The organism is Psychrobacillus sp. BL-248-WT-3, assembly GCF_012843435.1.
Lineage (GTDB): Bacteria > Bacillota > Bacilli > Bacillales_A > Planococcaceae > Psychrobacillus.
In genome coordinates, this window is the sequence record NZ_JABAFC010000006.1 from 1 (window position 1) to 15282 (window position 15282).

The 15282-nt window shown below is 36.2% G+C and carries 12 protein-coding genes; 3 read left to right on the forward strand and 9 right to left on the reverse strand.

Going from position 1 to position 15282, the window contains the following annotated elements; genetic code table 11:
* A partial coding sequence (locus tag HF876_RS18750) for a hypothetical protein (protein ID WP_205964015.1) occupies window positions 1-185 on the forward strand: 185 nt, incomplete at its 5' end.
* Between the two features lie 600 nt (window positions 186-785).
* On the opposite strand, the gene HF876_RS05175 is transcribed toward HF876_RS18750, so the two are convergent.
* Window positions 786-1646, reverse strand: a complete 861-nt coding sequence (locus tag HF876_RS05175; RefSeq protein ID WP_169359005.1) for a hypothetical protein — start codon at window positions 1644-1646, stop codon at window positions 786-788.
* A 102-nt stretch (window positions 1647-1748) separates the two neighbouring features.
* Between HF876_RS05175 and yidC the strand changes: the two genes are divergently transcribed.
* Window positions 1749-2507 (forward strand): membrane protein insertase YidC, encoded by a 759-nt coding sequence (gene yidC, locus HF876_RS05180; protein ID WP_169359006.1) that lies wholly within the window; start codon window positions 1749-1751, stop codon window positions 2505-2507.
* A gap of 367 nt (window positions 2508-2874) precedes the next feature.
* Here the strand turns inward: yidC and HF876_RS05185 are convergent, their stop codons facing one another.
* The 4 genes from HF876_RS05185 to HF876_RS05200 form a co-directional block, all read right to left on the reverse strand.
* Window positions 2875-3771: a GNAT family N-acetyltransferase gene (locus tag HF876_RS05185; RefSeq protein ID WP_169359007.1), complete on the reverse strand. Its 897-nt coding sequence runs from the start codon at window positions 3769-3771 to the stop codon at window positions 2875-2877.
* A 9-nt stretch (window positions 3772-3780) separates the two neighbouring features.
* A complete protein-coding gene (locus tag HF876_RS05190; protein WP_169359008.1) occupies window positions 3781-5601 on the reverse strand; it encodes an ABC transporter ATP-binding protein in 1821 nt (606 codons plus the stop codon).
* A complete protein-coding gene (locus tag HF876_RS05195) occupies window positions 5585-7321 on the reverse strand; it encodes an ABC transporter transmembrane domain-containing protein (protein ID WP_169359009.1) in 1737 nt (578 codons plus the stop codon). The genes HF876_RS05190 and HF876_RS05195 overlap by 17 nt, the downstream gene beginning before the upstream one ends.
* 140 nt (window positions 7322-7461) lie before the next feature.
* A complete protein-coding gene (locus HF876_RS05200) occupies window positions 7462-8379 on the reverse strand; it encodes a DMT family transporter (protein WP_169359010.1) in 918 nt (305 codons plus the stop codon).
* 146 nt (window positions 8380-8525) lie between these two features.
* Here HF876_RS05200 and HF876_RS05205 point away from each other — a divergent pair, with 146 nt between their 5' ends.
* A complete protein-coding gene (locus HF876_RS05205; RefSeq protein WP_169359011.1) occupies window positions 8526-10556 on the forward strand; it encodes a sensor domain-containing protein in 2031 nt (676 codons plus the stop codon).
* Window positions 10557-10669: 113 nt separating this feature from the next.
* On the opposite strand, the gene HF876_RS05210 is transcribed toward HF876_RS05205, so the two are convergent.
* The 4 genes from HF876_RS05210 to HF876_RS05225 all read right to left on the reverse strand — a co-directional run bounded on the left by HF876_RS05210 (window position 10670) and on the right by HF876_RS05225 (window position 15145).
* Window positions 10670-11401, reverse strand: coding sequence for an MBL fold metallo-hydrolase (locus HF876_RS05210; RefSeq protein ID WP_169359012.1), 732 nt, complete (start codon window positions 11399-11401; stop codon window positions 10670-10672).
* A gap of 158 nt (window positions 11402-11559) precedes the next feature.
* The gene (locus tag HF876_RS05215) at window positions 11560-12012 is read right to left on the reverse strand and encodes a threonine/serine exporter family protein (RefSeq protein WP_169359013.1); all 453 of its coding nucleotides are present in this window, start codon (window positions 12010-12012) and stop codon (window positions 11560-11562) included.
* Between the two features lie 12 nt (window positions 12013-12024).
* On the reverse strand, window positions 12025-12768 hold the full coding sequence (locus HF876_RS05220; RefSeq protein WP_169359014.1) for a threonine/serine exporter family protein: 744 nt from the start codon (window positions 12766-12768) through the stop codon (window positions 12025-12027).
* Between the two features lie 274 nt (window positions 12769-13042).
* The gene (locus tag HF876_RS05225; RefSeq protein ID WP_169359015.1) at window positions 13043-15145 is read right to left on the reverse strand and encodes a beta-propeller domain-containing protein; all 2103 of its coding nucleotides are present in this window, start codon (window positions 15143-15145) and stop codon (window positions 13043-13045) included.
* Window positions 15146-15282: the final 137 nt, after the last annotated feature.

Below are 15282 nucleotides of genomic sequence, written 5' to 3' on the forward strand. Positions count from 1 at the left end.
AGGCAAATGGGAAAAAGCGAGGAGGCAGCTCCTCAGCCACCGGAGCTTTTATCCATTTGACGCCGAGGGGCAAGGCGATGGAGCTAGACATCAAGAAAAGCGCAAGCGCCTATGTCTGCCCCGACAGGCAAATGGGAAAAAGCGAGGAGGCAGCTCCTCAGCCACCGGAGCTTTTATCCATTTGACGCCGAGGGGCAAGGCGGTGGAGCTAGACATCAATTTTTCCACAGGTTCAGAACTTTATAATTTCTTAACAATAAAAAAATCGTGATATCGACTACTATCACGATGAGGTCTACTAATAGCCACGGCTAAAAGAAACTAGAAAATGGTTCCTTACTTATGTTTTGACGGAATAGAGTTCCGTCTGGGGATTGCTATGTATTTGTGCTTGGGTGGTCGCGTTTTCTTTAAAATCATCCACTGTAACGTTAGTTGAATTTTTTGTTTTACATGGGTAATACGCATAGAATGTAACCTTTTGTCTGAATTCTTCATTGTTACATGTTGATCGTTTAACCCCAATAAGATCGCTCCTTTACGATTGAATGTCTCTACATTCATCTTATAAAGATATTATGAAAATAATATAGGCGTTATGTTTAGAGTTTGTAAATGTTTTCTTTAGCCAATTTTATTGTAAAAGCAATGTGCGAATTAAAACGCATCAAGATAGTTCAAAATGCACTAAAAAAATGAGCTGAGATATTTTCTCCAAGCTCATTTTAATATGATTTCCTTTTTACTAAATTAACCTCCATTAGTTGAAAAAGGATATATATTTTTTAAGATTTTTTGGTTAAAAGTGCGAATTCTTTATATAATAGTTCTTTAGTATCCTCATCTTTATAGATGGTCAGCAATTGTTGTATTCTTTCTAATTCACATTCATAGGGGCGCTCCAAATAAAAAAGACAAATTGCTTTTCTTTCAAAAAGGAGTGCGGATGTTTTCGGACGCATTTTATGTAAGAAGTTAATTTCGGTTTCTTCAAGTAAAATCAAACACTCTTCAAACATACGCATTTCAATATAATGCAATGAAAGGTCAATGCGAAAATAAACATATAAATATGATACATCGTAAGGAAAATTATTATATTTTTCGAGCCTTCGTTCCGCAGTTTTTGTTATCTCTATTGCAATTTCGAACGGAAAAAGAAATAGAATGGCATTTAATAATTCAAAATCGTTAATATACCAATCATCTAAAATTTGCAACTGTTCCCATATAGGTGATACCATTTGGCGGGCTTTTGCTAAATCATTTTCTTGTTGTAATACAATAAATGTTTCATAGATAATTTGTAAATAGTAAATATATTGATCCTCAGGATATTTTGTTAAGTAACCTTTTACTTCACTTAGCATTTGTTCTAAGTTTGGAGTATTAGCTATTTCTAAGGAAGTAAAAGCTTGAATAAGTGTTTCTCTATCGGTTAATTGATAGTTATTTAGGATATATGAAAACTCTTGTAAACTAATATTCACTTTTGAGATCAATGGGATAAATTGATTGAAATTTATGGTTAGTTGCGACTTCTCAATTTTACTGTACGCACTTTGAGTCATAATACCTTTTACAATATTTGCTTGTGTAAGCTGGCGGCTTTTCCTAATTTTCTGAAGTGTACGACCAATATCCAATTATCCACCTCCAATATTCTATATGGAATAAATTGCTTTAAGTCTATTGAACAACCTTATACTAAAAATGTAAAGAGAATTCAATAGAAACAAGGTGAGCAAATGAGAAAGTACATTTTATTGTTAGGGAGCGTTTTATTATTAGCGGGATGTTCAGAATTTAATCAACCTATTTCAAGTGAGCATGGAGGTATTTGGAATCAATATATAGTGTGGCCGATTGTAAGTGTAATTCAAATTGTAGCAGAGTTTACAGGCAGTTATGCGGGGGGCATAATACTCGTTACAGTGCTAGTGAGAATTTGTATATTACCGTTATCATTAAAACAAATGAAAAGTTCGCGAGCTATGCAGGCATTGCAACCTCAATTAAGGGAACTTCAAAAGACCTATTCACCCAAGAATGAAGAGACGCAGCGACAATACCAACAGGAAATGATGAAGTTAATGCAAAGTACAGGTGCTAATCCAATAGCTGGGTGTTTGCCAGTACTTATTCAAATGCCGGTATTACTTGGTCTTTATCATGCAATTAGTCGAATGAACGTCACACCTATGTATGAGTTAGGTTCTATTTTTAATGTTCCTTTAGCAACCTCAAGCATCATTTTTGCGATTTTAGCAGGAGTTATGCAATATATAGTAGTGAAAACGGGACCAACATTAAAGGCAAATTCTCAAATGTCTTTTATGCAATATCTACTACCAATCATGATTATGATATTTGGTTTTATAGCTCCAGTAGCAATCACATTATATTGGATTATAAGTAGTTTCATTTCAGTCTTACAGAATCTTTATCTATACAAAATTCTTTATCGTGAAAACAAAGATGTATCTTTAATAAGTGAAACTAAATAGCATAATAAGTATGAAAAATAGTCGTTTTAGAAAGTTTTCAAAGACTATTTTTCTTTATTAGAGATTCTATAATTTGTGGAATTTTTTCAAACCCTCGTGTGGTAATATGTCATTACTTACTGTTGTTAATCTAACGTTAGTCCTTGTTGCACTAACTGCGTAATTTAGTTCAAGTGAACATTCATAAACAATACAACCTCGCGAAATATCCATCCTAGTTCTCTAACATATCCATAAAAAAAAGATTGTAGACATCTCGAATTTCTCCAGAGCTGTCTACAATCTAAATATTTTCCCACCTTTAAATCTGGTGGCTTTAAGACTATTATCTCCTACCTCATTAAAACTAACAAAATACAAAATATATCTAGTTTTCTTCTGACTCCACCACGTCATTCCTTCTATAAAACAACGTATTAGCTACTGTTTGGAAGCCTTGTTTTTCGTAAATAGAGAAGGCAATATCATTGTCCGTTTCTACGTCCAAATAGACTTGTGTCTTCCCAAGTTTATAAGCTTCATGCTTACACCAGCTCAATAGTGCTTTGGCTACTCCTTTGCCCTGCGCCTCTTTATGCACACCTAAGCCAGTTATCCAAAGCTGATCTTCATTTTCTACAATAGTAGTTGTGCCTAAAACCTTTCCTTCTTGTTTAGCAAGCATTAGCTTACGGTTCGGTGTTTGCAGGTTAAATGCAATCATTTCCTTTGCCTCTTCAGCTGTATCCCCGAAAGCATTTTCTAGAACTTCTATTAGCTCTTCACCTTCATTTTGAAAAGGCGTCACTTCAAATGGACTATCCACTTGTATTGAATCTGCATTAGCAACCATCGTAATTTCGGAAAGCTCGTATGAATAACCCCGAGTTGTCAGCATATATTGTCCCGTCTTTGCAACGCTTGCAACTAACGCTATATCTCTAGAGGCGCCTCTTAGCTCTAAATTTCTTTGTAGTTCTTGCAGCAGTTTTTCTCCAATGCCTAATTTGCGGGCACTTGGAAGAACGACAGCGCTCCATTCGTAATCTAAAGTAGCTAATCTATCAACAGCAGTTAATACTCCAACCAATTGATCCGATTCGTCGCTATATGCTAAAATACAAAATCCCTTTAAGAAATAATCTGTTAGCTCTGACGTATTTAATAAATGATTGTAATCAATTAAATCGATATGAGCAGCTTCCTCTATTAAGTTTTCCATCTCTTCCCGTGTTTCCATATCAATTGGAATCGACACAGTCATGACTGATATGTCCAAGTCCATACTTCCCTTCTAAATCTTTGAATTCATAAGCATACTATAAAAACGACCTTGCGCATTTATAAGATCCTCTTGTGAACCTGATTCTATCAGCTTTCCATTTTCCATGACAAATATTAAGTCTGCTTTTCTTACCGTATTTAATCGGTGTGCAATCACAAAGCTTGTTCTGCCTTCCATTAATCTCTCAAGAGCCTCTTGTATTTTCAATTCTGTAACTGTATCAATACTTGAGGTTGCCTCATCCAACAGCAAAATTGCTGGATCTGCGACTAATGCTCGTGCAATAGAAAGTAGCTGTTTTTGACCTTGACTGATTTCTCCACCGTCTGCCGAAAGAATTGTATCATATCCATTTGGAAGCTTGGCAATAAACTCATGAGCATTTGCTTCTTTAGCAGCCTGGATAATTTCTTCATCTGTAGCATTAAGTTTTCCATAACGAATATTTTCTTTTACACTCATTTCAAAAAGGAAAGGGTCCTGCAATACAAAAGCCGTTTGGCTACGTAACGTATAGCGAGGCATTTGGTCGATTGCGATACCATCAATTATAATTTTCCCTTCATTTGTCTCGTAGAAGCGGGCTAACAGCTGCATAATAGTTGTTTTCCCTGCTCCGGTGGCTCCAACTAGCGCCGCTGTCTTTCCTGCCTCTACATGAAAGGAAACTTTTTCAATCGTAGGCTTTTCATCTTTTGTATTGTATTTAAAAGTTACATTCTCAAAAGTTACATTACCCTTCAATTTCAAGTCTTTATTTTCCATTACTGTATCCTGCTCTTCTGGCTCATCAATAATAGCAAAAACACGCTCCGCACCAGCAATTGCAGAAAGTACAGTGTTGAATTGATTGGCTAAATCGTTTAGAGGTCTTGTAAATTGGCGGGCATACTCTGTAAAAATAACTATCTCCCCGATTGAAACATATCCGTGGTATGCAAGGACACCCCCAGCAGCGGCAACTAATGTAAAACTTGTATTGTTCAGCAGGTTCATTACTTTAGGTATGAATCCTGAGTATGTAAGCGCCCAAAACCCTGTTCTTTTCAAGCGTTCACTTTTTAAAGCAAAATCCTCTAGCATCCGCTGCTCCTGTGAAAAGGCTTTGACGATTCGCTGGCCAGAGATTGTTTCTTCAATCATCCCATTCAATTCTCCAACCGCCTGCTGCTGCTCCTTAAATAATTTGGATGTTCGTTTAGTAATCCATTTCATTGCAAAGAACATCACTGGAACAATAATTAGCGTAACCAAGGTTAGTAATGGACTCAACATGAGCATCACCACAGTTGTTCCTACTAATGTTAGTAAACTAGAAAATACTTGGATAAAGGAAGAGTTTAAGGTTTGGCTGACATTTTCAATATCATTTGTCATTCGACTCATCAGCTCTCCGTGCTGACGCTTATCAAAAAAAGAAACAGGTAGCTTCTGAAGCTTATTGAATAGTATAGTTCGTAGACGATAAATAGTTTGCTGCGCTACACCAATCATCCAATAACTTTGTAAGTACATAGAAATAGATAAGAATATATAAACAACAATTAGAATGCCTATTAAGCGTGCTAAGCCTTCAAATACACTTACTGTAATATATTCATCAATAATTCTCCCTACTAAATAAGGGCCTAACAAGGATAATGCAGAACTTACTACTACTAATAGCAAGACAACGATTAGTAAAAATCGTTGTTCATCTACTAGCTTCCATAACCTGCTAAGTACCCCTTTCCAATCAGATACCTTTTCTACTTTCTTTTTGTTATTTTTCTTCAAATCTTCCTTTGTAATAACCGGTTCATAGCCAAAAGGTTTACGAATGAAGCTCATCTTGTTCGTCCACCTCCTGTTGCGATTCTGCAATCTCTCTGTACAGCGAAGATTTTTTCATAAGCTCCTCATGCGTACCATATGCCGATACCTCTCCATTCTCTAAAAGAAGAATTTGATCTGCTCCTTTAGCAGTTCTAATTTTTTGAGTAATTACGAGCATAGTGGCATTTTCTCCTTCTAATGCTTCCCACAATGCATTTTCTGTAGCAATATCCAATGCACTAGTACTATCATCTAATAGTAAAATTTCTGGTTTACGTACTAAGGCCCGCGCAATAGAAAGTCTTTGCTTTTGCCCTCCAGACAGATTAACGCCTTTTTGACCAACTCTAGTGTTGTATTGCTCTGGGAAGCGTTCAATCGAATTGTGTATCTGTGCTTGCTTTGCAGCTTCCCTCAATAGATCCTCCGTAGCAGTGGAGTCTCCCCATCCAAGATTTTCCTCTATACTACCGGTAAAGAGAATAGATTGCTGAGGAACTAACCCAATCACCTGTCTAAGTTCTTTTAATGGCCATTCCTGTACTTCTTTTTCATTGATAAGAATTCGGCCTTCTGTTGCATCAAAGAAGCGAGGAATTAGATTTAGCAGGGTCGTTTTTCCCGAGCCAGTGGCTCCCATAATGGCAAGTTTAGATCCTGGTTCAACAGTAAAGGAAACGTTTTTAAGTACTGGTGCGTTCGTTCCTGGGTATGTAAAGGAAACGTTTTGAAATTCTAGCTTACCAATAGTAGAAAGATGCTCAGTCATTCCACCTTCAAAATTTTCTATCCCTTCATTCACCAGCAGTACCTCCTCCATCCGTTCTGAAGAAGCTTTTGCTCGGGAAAAGAATATAATGATGAAAGAAAACATAGAGAATGCACCTGTCATTCGCATAGCGTAATTGACGATCGCTACTAACTCTCCAATTTGTGCTCCACCCGTTTGGATTTCCTTAGCGCCAAACCAGAGAACTGCCATTAAGCTTATATTCATAACAAATAGCAGGACTGGGAGGATCAATTCCATAATTCTAAAGGCCTTCACATTATCCACCTTTAAAATGTTAGCTACCTTTCCAAAACGACTAGCTTCAAAATCTCCTCTTAAATAAGCTTTAATCAATCTTACTGCTTGTAAGTTTTCTTGAATCTTACGAGTTACATTATCTACACTTTTTTGTACCTTAGAGAACAAGGTCAGTCCTTTTCTGCTCATAAAATAAAGAAAAATTAATAGAAAAGGAGCACCAATTACTAGATATAGGGCAAGCTTTGGATGAACAATGAACGACATGATAATACTTCCTATTACTAACAACGGTGCTCTAAGCATGATCCGAAGACCCATAAAGATAAGATTCTGAGTAATAGTAACATCACTTGTTAATCTAGTAATTAAACTAGAAGTCGGAAACTTTAAGAATGTAGTCATTGTAAAAGATTGAACTTTTCTAAACAAAGCCTGTCGAATATCAAAGCCATAGCTCTGTACAGCATGCGAAGCTATAAAAGTATTAATGATACCAGCTAAAAAGGCAACGAAAGAAAGCCCTAGCATGATACTTCCCCAGAAAATAATAGATGATTGATCTCTTCCAACAATTCCTTCATCTATAATAACTGCAATTAACAGTGGCTGAATGAGCTCTACGGACAACTCAATCAACATAAAAAGTAAAGCTGTTACTACAAGCCATTTATAAGGCTTTAAATAAGAAAATATGGTCTTCACATAAAACACTCCTAAATTCTTCGTCACTCGAACTAATTACTGTAAAACCTATTATGCCACATCCCTACTATAATAAATAGAAAAAAATTAATAATCTGTTTATTTTAAAGATAGGGTACTGTAATACCCTAATGTTAGATTTATTTCTTCTTTTTAAAACGATCCCACTTAAGATCACCTGCTACTGAGAGCCAAGTCACAAATAATAGCATGACTAATACCCCAGTATACTGCCAGCCTCCTAATATTTGCCCAAACCAAAATACCGAGATAATCATTGCTGTCAAAGGCTCTATGCTGGATAAAATACTCGTTTCTACCGCTGTTATGTATCTCATACTTGATAGGAACATAACAAAAGCAATCGTTCCCATTAAAACTATAAGTACTACAAATATGATAATAGGATAACTCACCAATTCGCTCCATTCATTACTATTCCAACCTTGAGAGAGTAATGCTAAAACAATACCTCCAATAAGCATTCCCCAGCCTACTACAACTAGTACCCCCCACTCCTTCATAAGTCTTGCTGGATATACCGTGTATATAGAAAAGGTAACCCCCAGCAGCAGTCCCCAAAACAATGCTTCATTACTTATTAACAGCTGGTTTATGTTCGCATTGGTCAGCAATAAAAATAAGCCTAGCAATGTTCCTATTATTCCAACCACCTGGTATTTCGGAGGAAAAGTCTTACCCTTCCAGGAAACATATATGATGATGTAAATAGGTCCAAGAAATTGAAGCAGGGTTGCTATAGATGCATTACTGGCTTCAATCGCAGCTATAAAAGTATATTGCACTCCGAGCATCCCCAGTAAAGCGAAGATAAACAATTGCTTCAACCAGACGGGTTCTTTCCATATAATAAATACCTTTTTCTTTTGAAATTTTAAAAATACTAAAATACTAGTCCCTGCAACAATTAACCTTACAGTTAAGAAAAAAGACACACTTAATTCGCTATTATGTAGGACCCATTCCATCATGGGACCTGTTGCGCCCCAAAGAATAGACCCAATAATAATTAAAATTATTCCCTTTGACCTTTTCATATTGATTTCCTCCTTTATAACTCAAATATTTAGTAGGTATTTTAGTCTATATTTAATTATTTTGTGAATATATTGTTCTATGCTAATGACTATATTATCTATATTCTGTATAATTACTATTAGATAATTTTTATGGGGGACTGACGATGTATCTGCAGGAAAAACAACTGGATTTAAGTGAAGCTGTGTTAAATCATATACCATACCCAACCTTTCTAACAGATGAGGATGGTCATATCGTTTGGTGGAGCCAAGAAGCAGAAAAGCACTTTGGATATACTTCTGAAGAAGTAAAGGGTTCAAATTTACCGTTTTTTAATGATTATACTCATGGTCACCTTATTGCCAAATGGGACAAAATTATCGCGAAAGAAGAACCAATTCGCATTAATTCAGTAACATTGTATAAAAAAGATAAACAATTATTAAAAACATCGCTTATACTAAAATCCCTAACTATTCATGATATAACGTACGTCTTATTTCAATTTGATACCGATCAAATAAAAAGTTCAGATCAAACAGCATCATTTGAACTTGAAATCTTGAAGAAAGCTTTATCCCATAGCTTTATGGTTCTCTACCTTGATAAGGAAGGATTGATCATGCACGCAAACGATCTTTTTCTTAAAAAGAGTAATTGGACCCCTAAAAGAATCGTGGGTAAATCCTTTTGGCAGCTCTTTCCTAACACGTCTGAGCATATTGCCGTAGCAGATGAAATAATGAACTCGATTCAAAAAGGCAGTACTTATCAAGGTACAGTAGAAAAAATGACTAAAGACGGGCTCAGCTATTGGGTCGACCTTATAGCCATTCCAATTACGGATATTGAAAATAATACGCTTTACTATATTCTTTTGGAAGAAGAAGTTACAGAAAAAAAATTACTACAAACCCGCCTAGAAGAAATTGCTTATGTAGATGCAGAAACAGGTCTGATGAGTAGACATCGTTTAGAACAAGTTGTTAACGAGCATATCGAGGAACAAAAGAACTTTTCATTTGTTTTTATAAGCATCAATCAATTTTATACGTTAAAAGAAATACTAGATGTTGAAACAGAATCCTTCCTAATGATAGAGCTAACAAAAAGATTAAAAATCTACTTTGAAGATTCTATTATAGCTCGAGCGGGCAGAGATGACTTTGCCGTAATCACTCCACTAAGCGATTGGTATATTGAAGGGTTCATACATTTCTTAAAACAAAACCCAATTTATGTGGAGAACAAGGTTATTCCAATAACCGTAAGTGGAGCAATCACTAGATTCCCTGAAGACCAACAGACCTATTTACATCTTTTAAAAGCAACAAATACAACGCTTCAAAAAGTAAAATTAGAGGGCGGGGGAATCATTTCATCCCTTTCTCAATCGGATCATCATAAGCTTACCAGATCCCTACAAATTGAAAAAAGATTAATAGAAGCACTCAACCATAATGACTTTCATGTTATGTATTTACCTCAACGTGAAGTGACTTCTGGGAAAGTTACTTCCGTAGAAGCTTTAGTTCGTTGGGAAGATGAAGTTCTTGGAGTTATTAACCCAGACGAGTTGATCCCAATAGCAGAGGAAACCGGACTTATAAATGAAATAGGTATGTTTATGCTAGAAAAATCCTGCGAACAAGCTGCAATCTGGCAAGAAAAAGGCTTATCCGTTAAGGTAAGCTATAACTCTTCCATAAGAGAATTTAGAGATAAAAATATGGTCAAAGCGATACGTGCTGCGTTAAAAAAATATAATTGTTCCCCAGAATTATTACAATTAGAGTTTACAGAGAAGTTTGCCTTGGAAGCTGAGGCAGAAAAAAATATTGTGAAGCAAATGCAGACGCTCCATCAAGAAGGAATAACTTTTGCATTAGACGATTTTGGTACGGGCTATGCTTCCTTAAGATATTTACAGTTGCTACCAATAGGCAAACTGAAAATAGATAAATCTTTTGTAAATTCCATCATGCAACAAGAAAAACTTCAGCAACTGATCCAAGGTTTAATCCATTTTGGACAGTCTCTTGGCGTGAAGGTTGTTGCAGAAGGCGTAGAATCTAAGGAACAATATAATGCACTAAAGGATATGGGTTGTGATGCAGTTCAGGGCTACTATATTAGCGAACCAATTACTGCAGATCAAGTTGAAAAGTTAATTAGATCTACAGAAAATGTATAATAGTAAATATAAAGAAGAGGTCTTGAATTGCTCAGGACCTCTTCTTCTATAGTATAGCAACATAGATAATTACACCTTAACCTTATTATATGGATCGTCATACGCTCCCCTACTTACAGCTCTATAAGCATTCCAGAGGTAGCTAGATCAATATTTTCATTTCCTTCATTTCTAGCACTTTTCAGTAGGTTTTCTAAATCTCCGTAGTGTGGAAGATGTGTTAAGATCACTTTTTTTGCTTTAGATTGACTAGCTAGAAGCCCTGCCTCCTTTGAATTCATATGTCCAGATGAACTTCCATCCATATCCTCATATAAACTACTTTCTACAATTAGTAAATCAGCTTCCTCAGCAAAATCAATTAGCTCCTTCATATAACTTGTATCTGATGTATACACTATTTTTGTATTTTCACTTTCAATTTTGATGCTATATGTTTCGACCGGATGGATATTTCTCAAAAAGGTGAAAATAAAAGGTCCAATCTGTAGCTTACTTCTTTCATCAAATGAGGAGAATTTCGAGTATTCTACCTCCTCTACTCTTCTTTTCATCTCCTCATCATAAGGTCCATAAATTTGCAAATGCTCATTTGCTCTACCAATCTTCGTGTTAACTAATCTTGAAAACAAATACGCACCAAGATCACTATAATGATCATAATGATAATGAGACAAAACGACATGATTTATATCATTGAGGTTTATATATTTCTGAACTTCCATTAATACTCCACTTCCACAGTCTACTAGCACAGAAAAATCGTCTTGTTCAATCAGATAGCCTGAGCAAGGTCCATTTTCTTTTGGAAACCCTCCCCACATTCCAATTATTCTACATCTCATATGAAGCTCCCCCGTTTCTTTTTCGTCCTATACTTTTTCGTCACTTCTCCTCACACTTCCTCTTTTATAAAAAAAAGCAGCTCCCAAATATATAATCTCGGGAGCTGCTTTGAGTAATCTTCTTATCCACGCCCTTACAAACTGGATGGATTATTGGTTCAGCTAGGGTTTACTTTCTTCTTCCTCAAAGTCTGTAGCCATATTTGCGTTATGATTTCAGCGAACACAAGCCCCATTGCAACCGCTCCGGAAATCATTAAGGCAAGCGCAGCATATTCAACAGCTGTTCCGTAATCTTCCTCGACTACATTTCTCATTGCGTTATAAGCAGAACCACCTGGAACAAGCGGTATAATACCCGCAACACTAAATATAATCATTGGCATTTTAAATTTTTTCGCCATTATATGCGCAACAAATGCAATAGAGAATGCACCTGCAAAGGTAGAAACAATGGGATCATCGTTGTAATATCTCATAGTCGAGAATACAAGCCAACCTACCATACCAACTAATCCACAGTAGATGAGGGATTTTCTCGGCGCATTAAAAATCACCCCAAATGCAGCAGCTGCTATAAAACTTATGATACCTTGTAGAACAAAAGTCATCTCGATCCCTCCTTATAAAGATAATATAAACGCCACTCCTGCTCCAATAGCGAAAGCAGTTAAAAAAGCCTCTGCTCCCTTGGATAGTCCCGACATAAAATGTCCTGCCATTAAGTCTCTGACTGCGTTTGTTATAAGTAAACCTGGAACAAGAGGCATTACCGAGCCAATAATAATCTTGTCGATTTCAACGCCATATCCATACCGAACGGAAAGTGTGGCAATCGTACTAATAATGAGTGCAGCAAAAAATTCGGCAAAGAATTTGACTCGCGTTTTTCTCTCCAATAAATCAGCAACGGCAAAACCTATTCCTCCAGCAACCATCGCATGAGGCACATCTATTAAAGACGCCCCAAATAACCATAGGAACGCTCCTGATGCAACGGCCGATGCTGCAATTCGAATCCAAAAAGCAATCATTTTATGATCTTCATCTATCCTTTTTAATTCTTTATATGCTTCTTCCAAGCTTATTTCTGCCGTGGCCAATTTACGAGAAACGGCATTTACAAGAGCAATCTTTTCCAAATCTGTTGTTCTATTATTCACTCTAACTAATCGTGTTGGAAGATTGTCTTTTCCACTAAAGAGGATTCCAGTTGGGGTAACGAAACTTTGGGATTGGGTTAAATCCTGAGACAAGGCCATTCTGTCCATTGTATCCTCTGCTCGGTATGTCTCTGCCCCACTTTCCATCATCAATTTACCAGCAAGTAAACAGCATTCTACCGCTAGCTCATAATCCGTTTTCATTGCCGTTCACCTTCCTTTGTCTTCAAACCTTTTTTTGTTATTTATTTCCCTTATAAGAAATGTTTAATCTAATATAACATTTACCTTAGTTAATTTCATAAATAGCCTACTAATTCTTTCAACTTGGAGGGCATTACTTCATAAAAAAATGAAGTAGGCCAAAGAAAAAAGTGTTAAATTGACTAATGTCGACTTAACACTTTTTTCTATTTTACCACCACTATGCACCACATTAGAGCCACAATTTGTGAAGGTATTACACCATTTATTAAATTTAATAAGAAAGAACACCCGTTTCTTTGAATGTATCCAATTGATAGCTTTTCATTTCCTTCATTCCAATTGTAAAGATGGAGTTATTCGAGTAAATCAGTCTGTGGATCATCGTTCCCCATTCCTCATATTGCTGTGCTTGGTTATCCTTGTTAAGTAAACTTGCCTTTAGAACAATTCCTTTTTCGGGCGTTATTTCATAGATGAATGCCCCATCCTGTTTATAGCTACTATATTCCTGACCTTCTTCTTTTTCATAAATAGTCACTGGGAAACCATAAAGATTCTTTTCATTATGTTGGAACAAGGCATGGTGATCATATTGAATAGGAGAATAAGTTCCTTGTCCTCCAATCACCTCTGTATCTACTTCCTTAGGGCTGTCAAAATCACTAACATCAAATAAAGAGATTTTCATACCTTCCGTTTGTATAATAGGCTCCTTACTACCAACAGGTACTATAGATGAAGTTTCGTAACCAAAGCCGATTAAATGCTTTTCCCCTAGAGGGTGTAAATAATTACTAAATCCAGGAATCTTTAATTCACCTAGCACTTTTGGGTTAGTAGGATTGGCAACATCAATCACAAACAATGGGTCCGTTTCTCTAAATGTCACCATGTATGCTTTGTCCCCCATAAACCTTGCCGAATAAATTCTTTCTTCCTTTGCTAACCCTGTAATAGACCCTACCATGTTCATTGTTTCATCTAAAATGAATATATTATTCTCGGAGGGATTATTTTGATCCCAAAGGTTTCCTGTCGTGGTAACTGTTCTAAAGTAACCGTTATGCTCATCCATCGAAAATTGGTTAAGAATTGTTCCGGTTAACGTAGCAGATCCTACAAAATCAACTATCGTATCTTTAATCGAAAATTTATATACCATTGTATCCAGTTGCCCTGGTCCCCATAACCTTTTACTCATAGTAGTGGCCTCGTCATTCTTATAAATGGCAGAAGTTAGAAACAGGCTTTCCGTGGACATATATAATTCCTGGCTACCTCCAAGAAAGCTCCTTGTTTTAACCTCGTTCACCAATGGTTCCGAAATGTTTAGAGCTGTAATAACGGTGTAGTTACCATCCAATGAATCAGGTAATATCGATATTTGCTCATAATCCAACGGTTGAGCTTCTTTGTCAGTCTTTGAATCATACGTAAATGGTCTTAACTCCATATCATCATTTTCTTCCATCGCCCAATATCTAGGCATAATAGTAGAAACGATATAAAGCATATTTCCCTTTAAACGAACCCCATTCGTATATCCCTCAGAGGCTAGCTCCCTGATTAGCTTAGGAGCTTTAGGATTAGAAATATCATAAAGAAAAACCCCTGTCATACTTTCCCAATCAGGCTCTATTCGTGGTGCCGAATCTGTAGCTTCCAATGTATGGTACATGTTCTTTTGTCCAATCACTAATAACAGTTCTTCTTTTAATAATAGCTGACTTGGATAAAAGGATTCTGTAAATTGGATTTTACTTTCTTGCTTCATATTAGAAGGATTTTCAATATTATTAATAACAACTTTGTTTTCACTAATTACAAACACATGAGAACCGTTTGTCTGAACAATATCCGCCTCTTCCACTCCTTTTACCTGGTTATTAGTAGTGGAGTAGTCTGCAGTTCCACTAGATTTGTCTTCTGCTGCTGACATTTCCATGGTTTCTTCCGTGACTACATTTTCTCTTGTACTCATAACTAGCTTAAAATAATCCTCAAGCTCTCCTCGCGAATGTACCACTGGGAGGCTTTCTTGCACCTCAAATGTGTATTTGCTTTTTCCTAGACTAAACTTTTCATCGACATGGAGTGTATACTTTCCGTTTGATAGTCCGGATATTTCAAGGGACTTCCCATTGTTTTTTAGCTGAAAGTCTGCCTCTATCCTAGCATTCTTATCATCGGTTACATACACCTCTCCTTTTTCCAATACATCTTTACTTACACCCTTTGAAAATTCTGCTCTAAAAACCTGATTGGATAACACAAAGCTTTGTGCCAATACTTTTTGATTGGAAAAATAAACCCAAGCCGAACCCGCTGTTAGACAAAGGGCAATAGCTATAAATGTCACGATCCACCTTCTCATTTTCAACTTCCTTTCTTTTACATTAATTAATATATTAGACCGTTTTTCTGGTTATTAGTTACAGGTCATGTTTTAGTATTTTTTGTCGAAAAATGTTAATTAAAATATAGAGAATTTTCTCTCTTTCCTATAACATA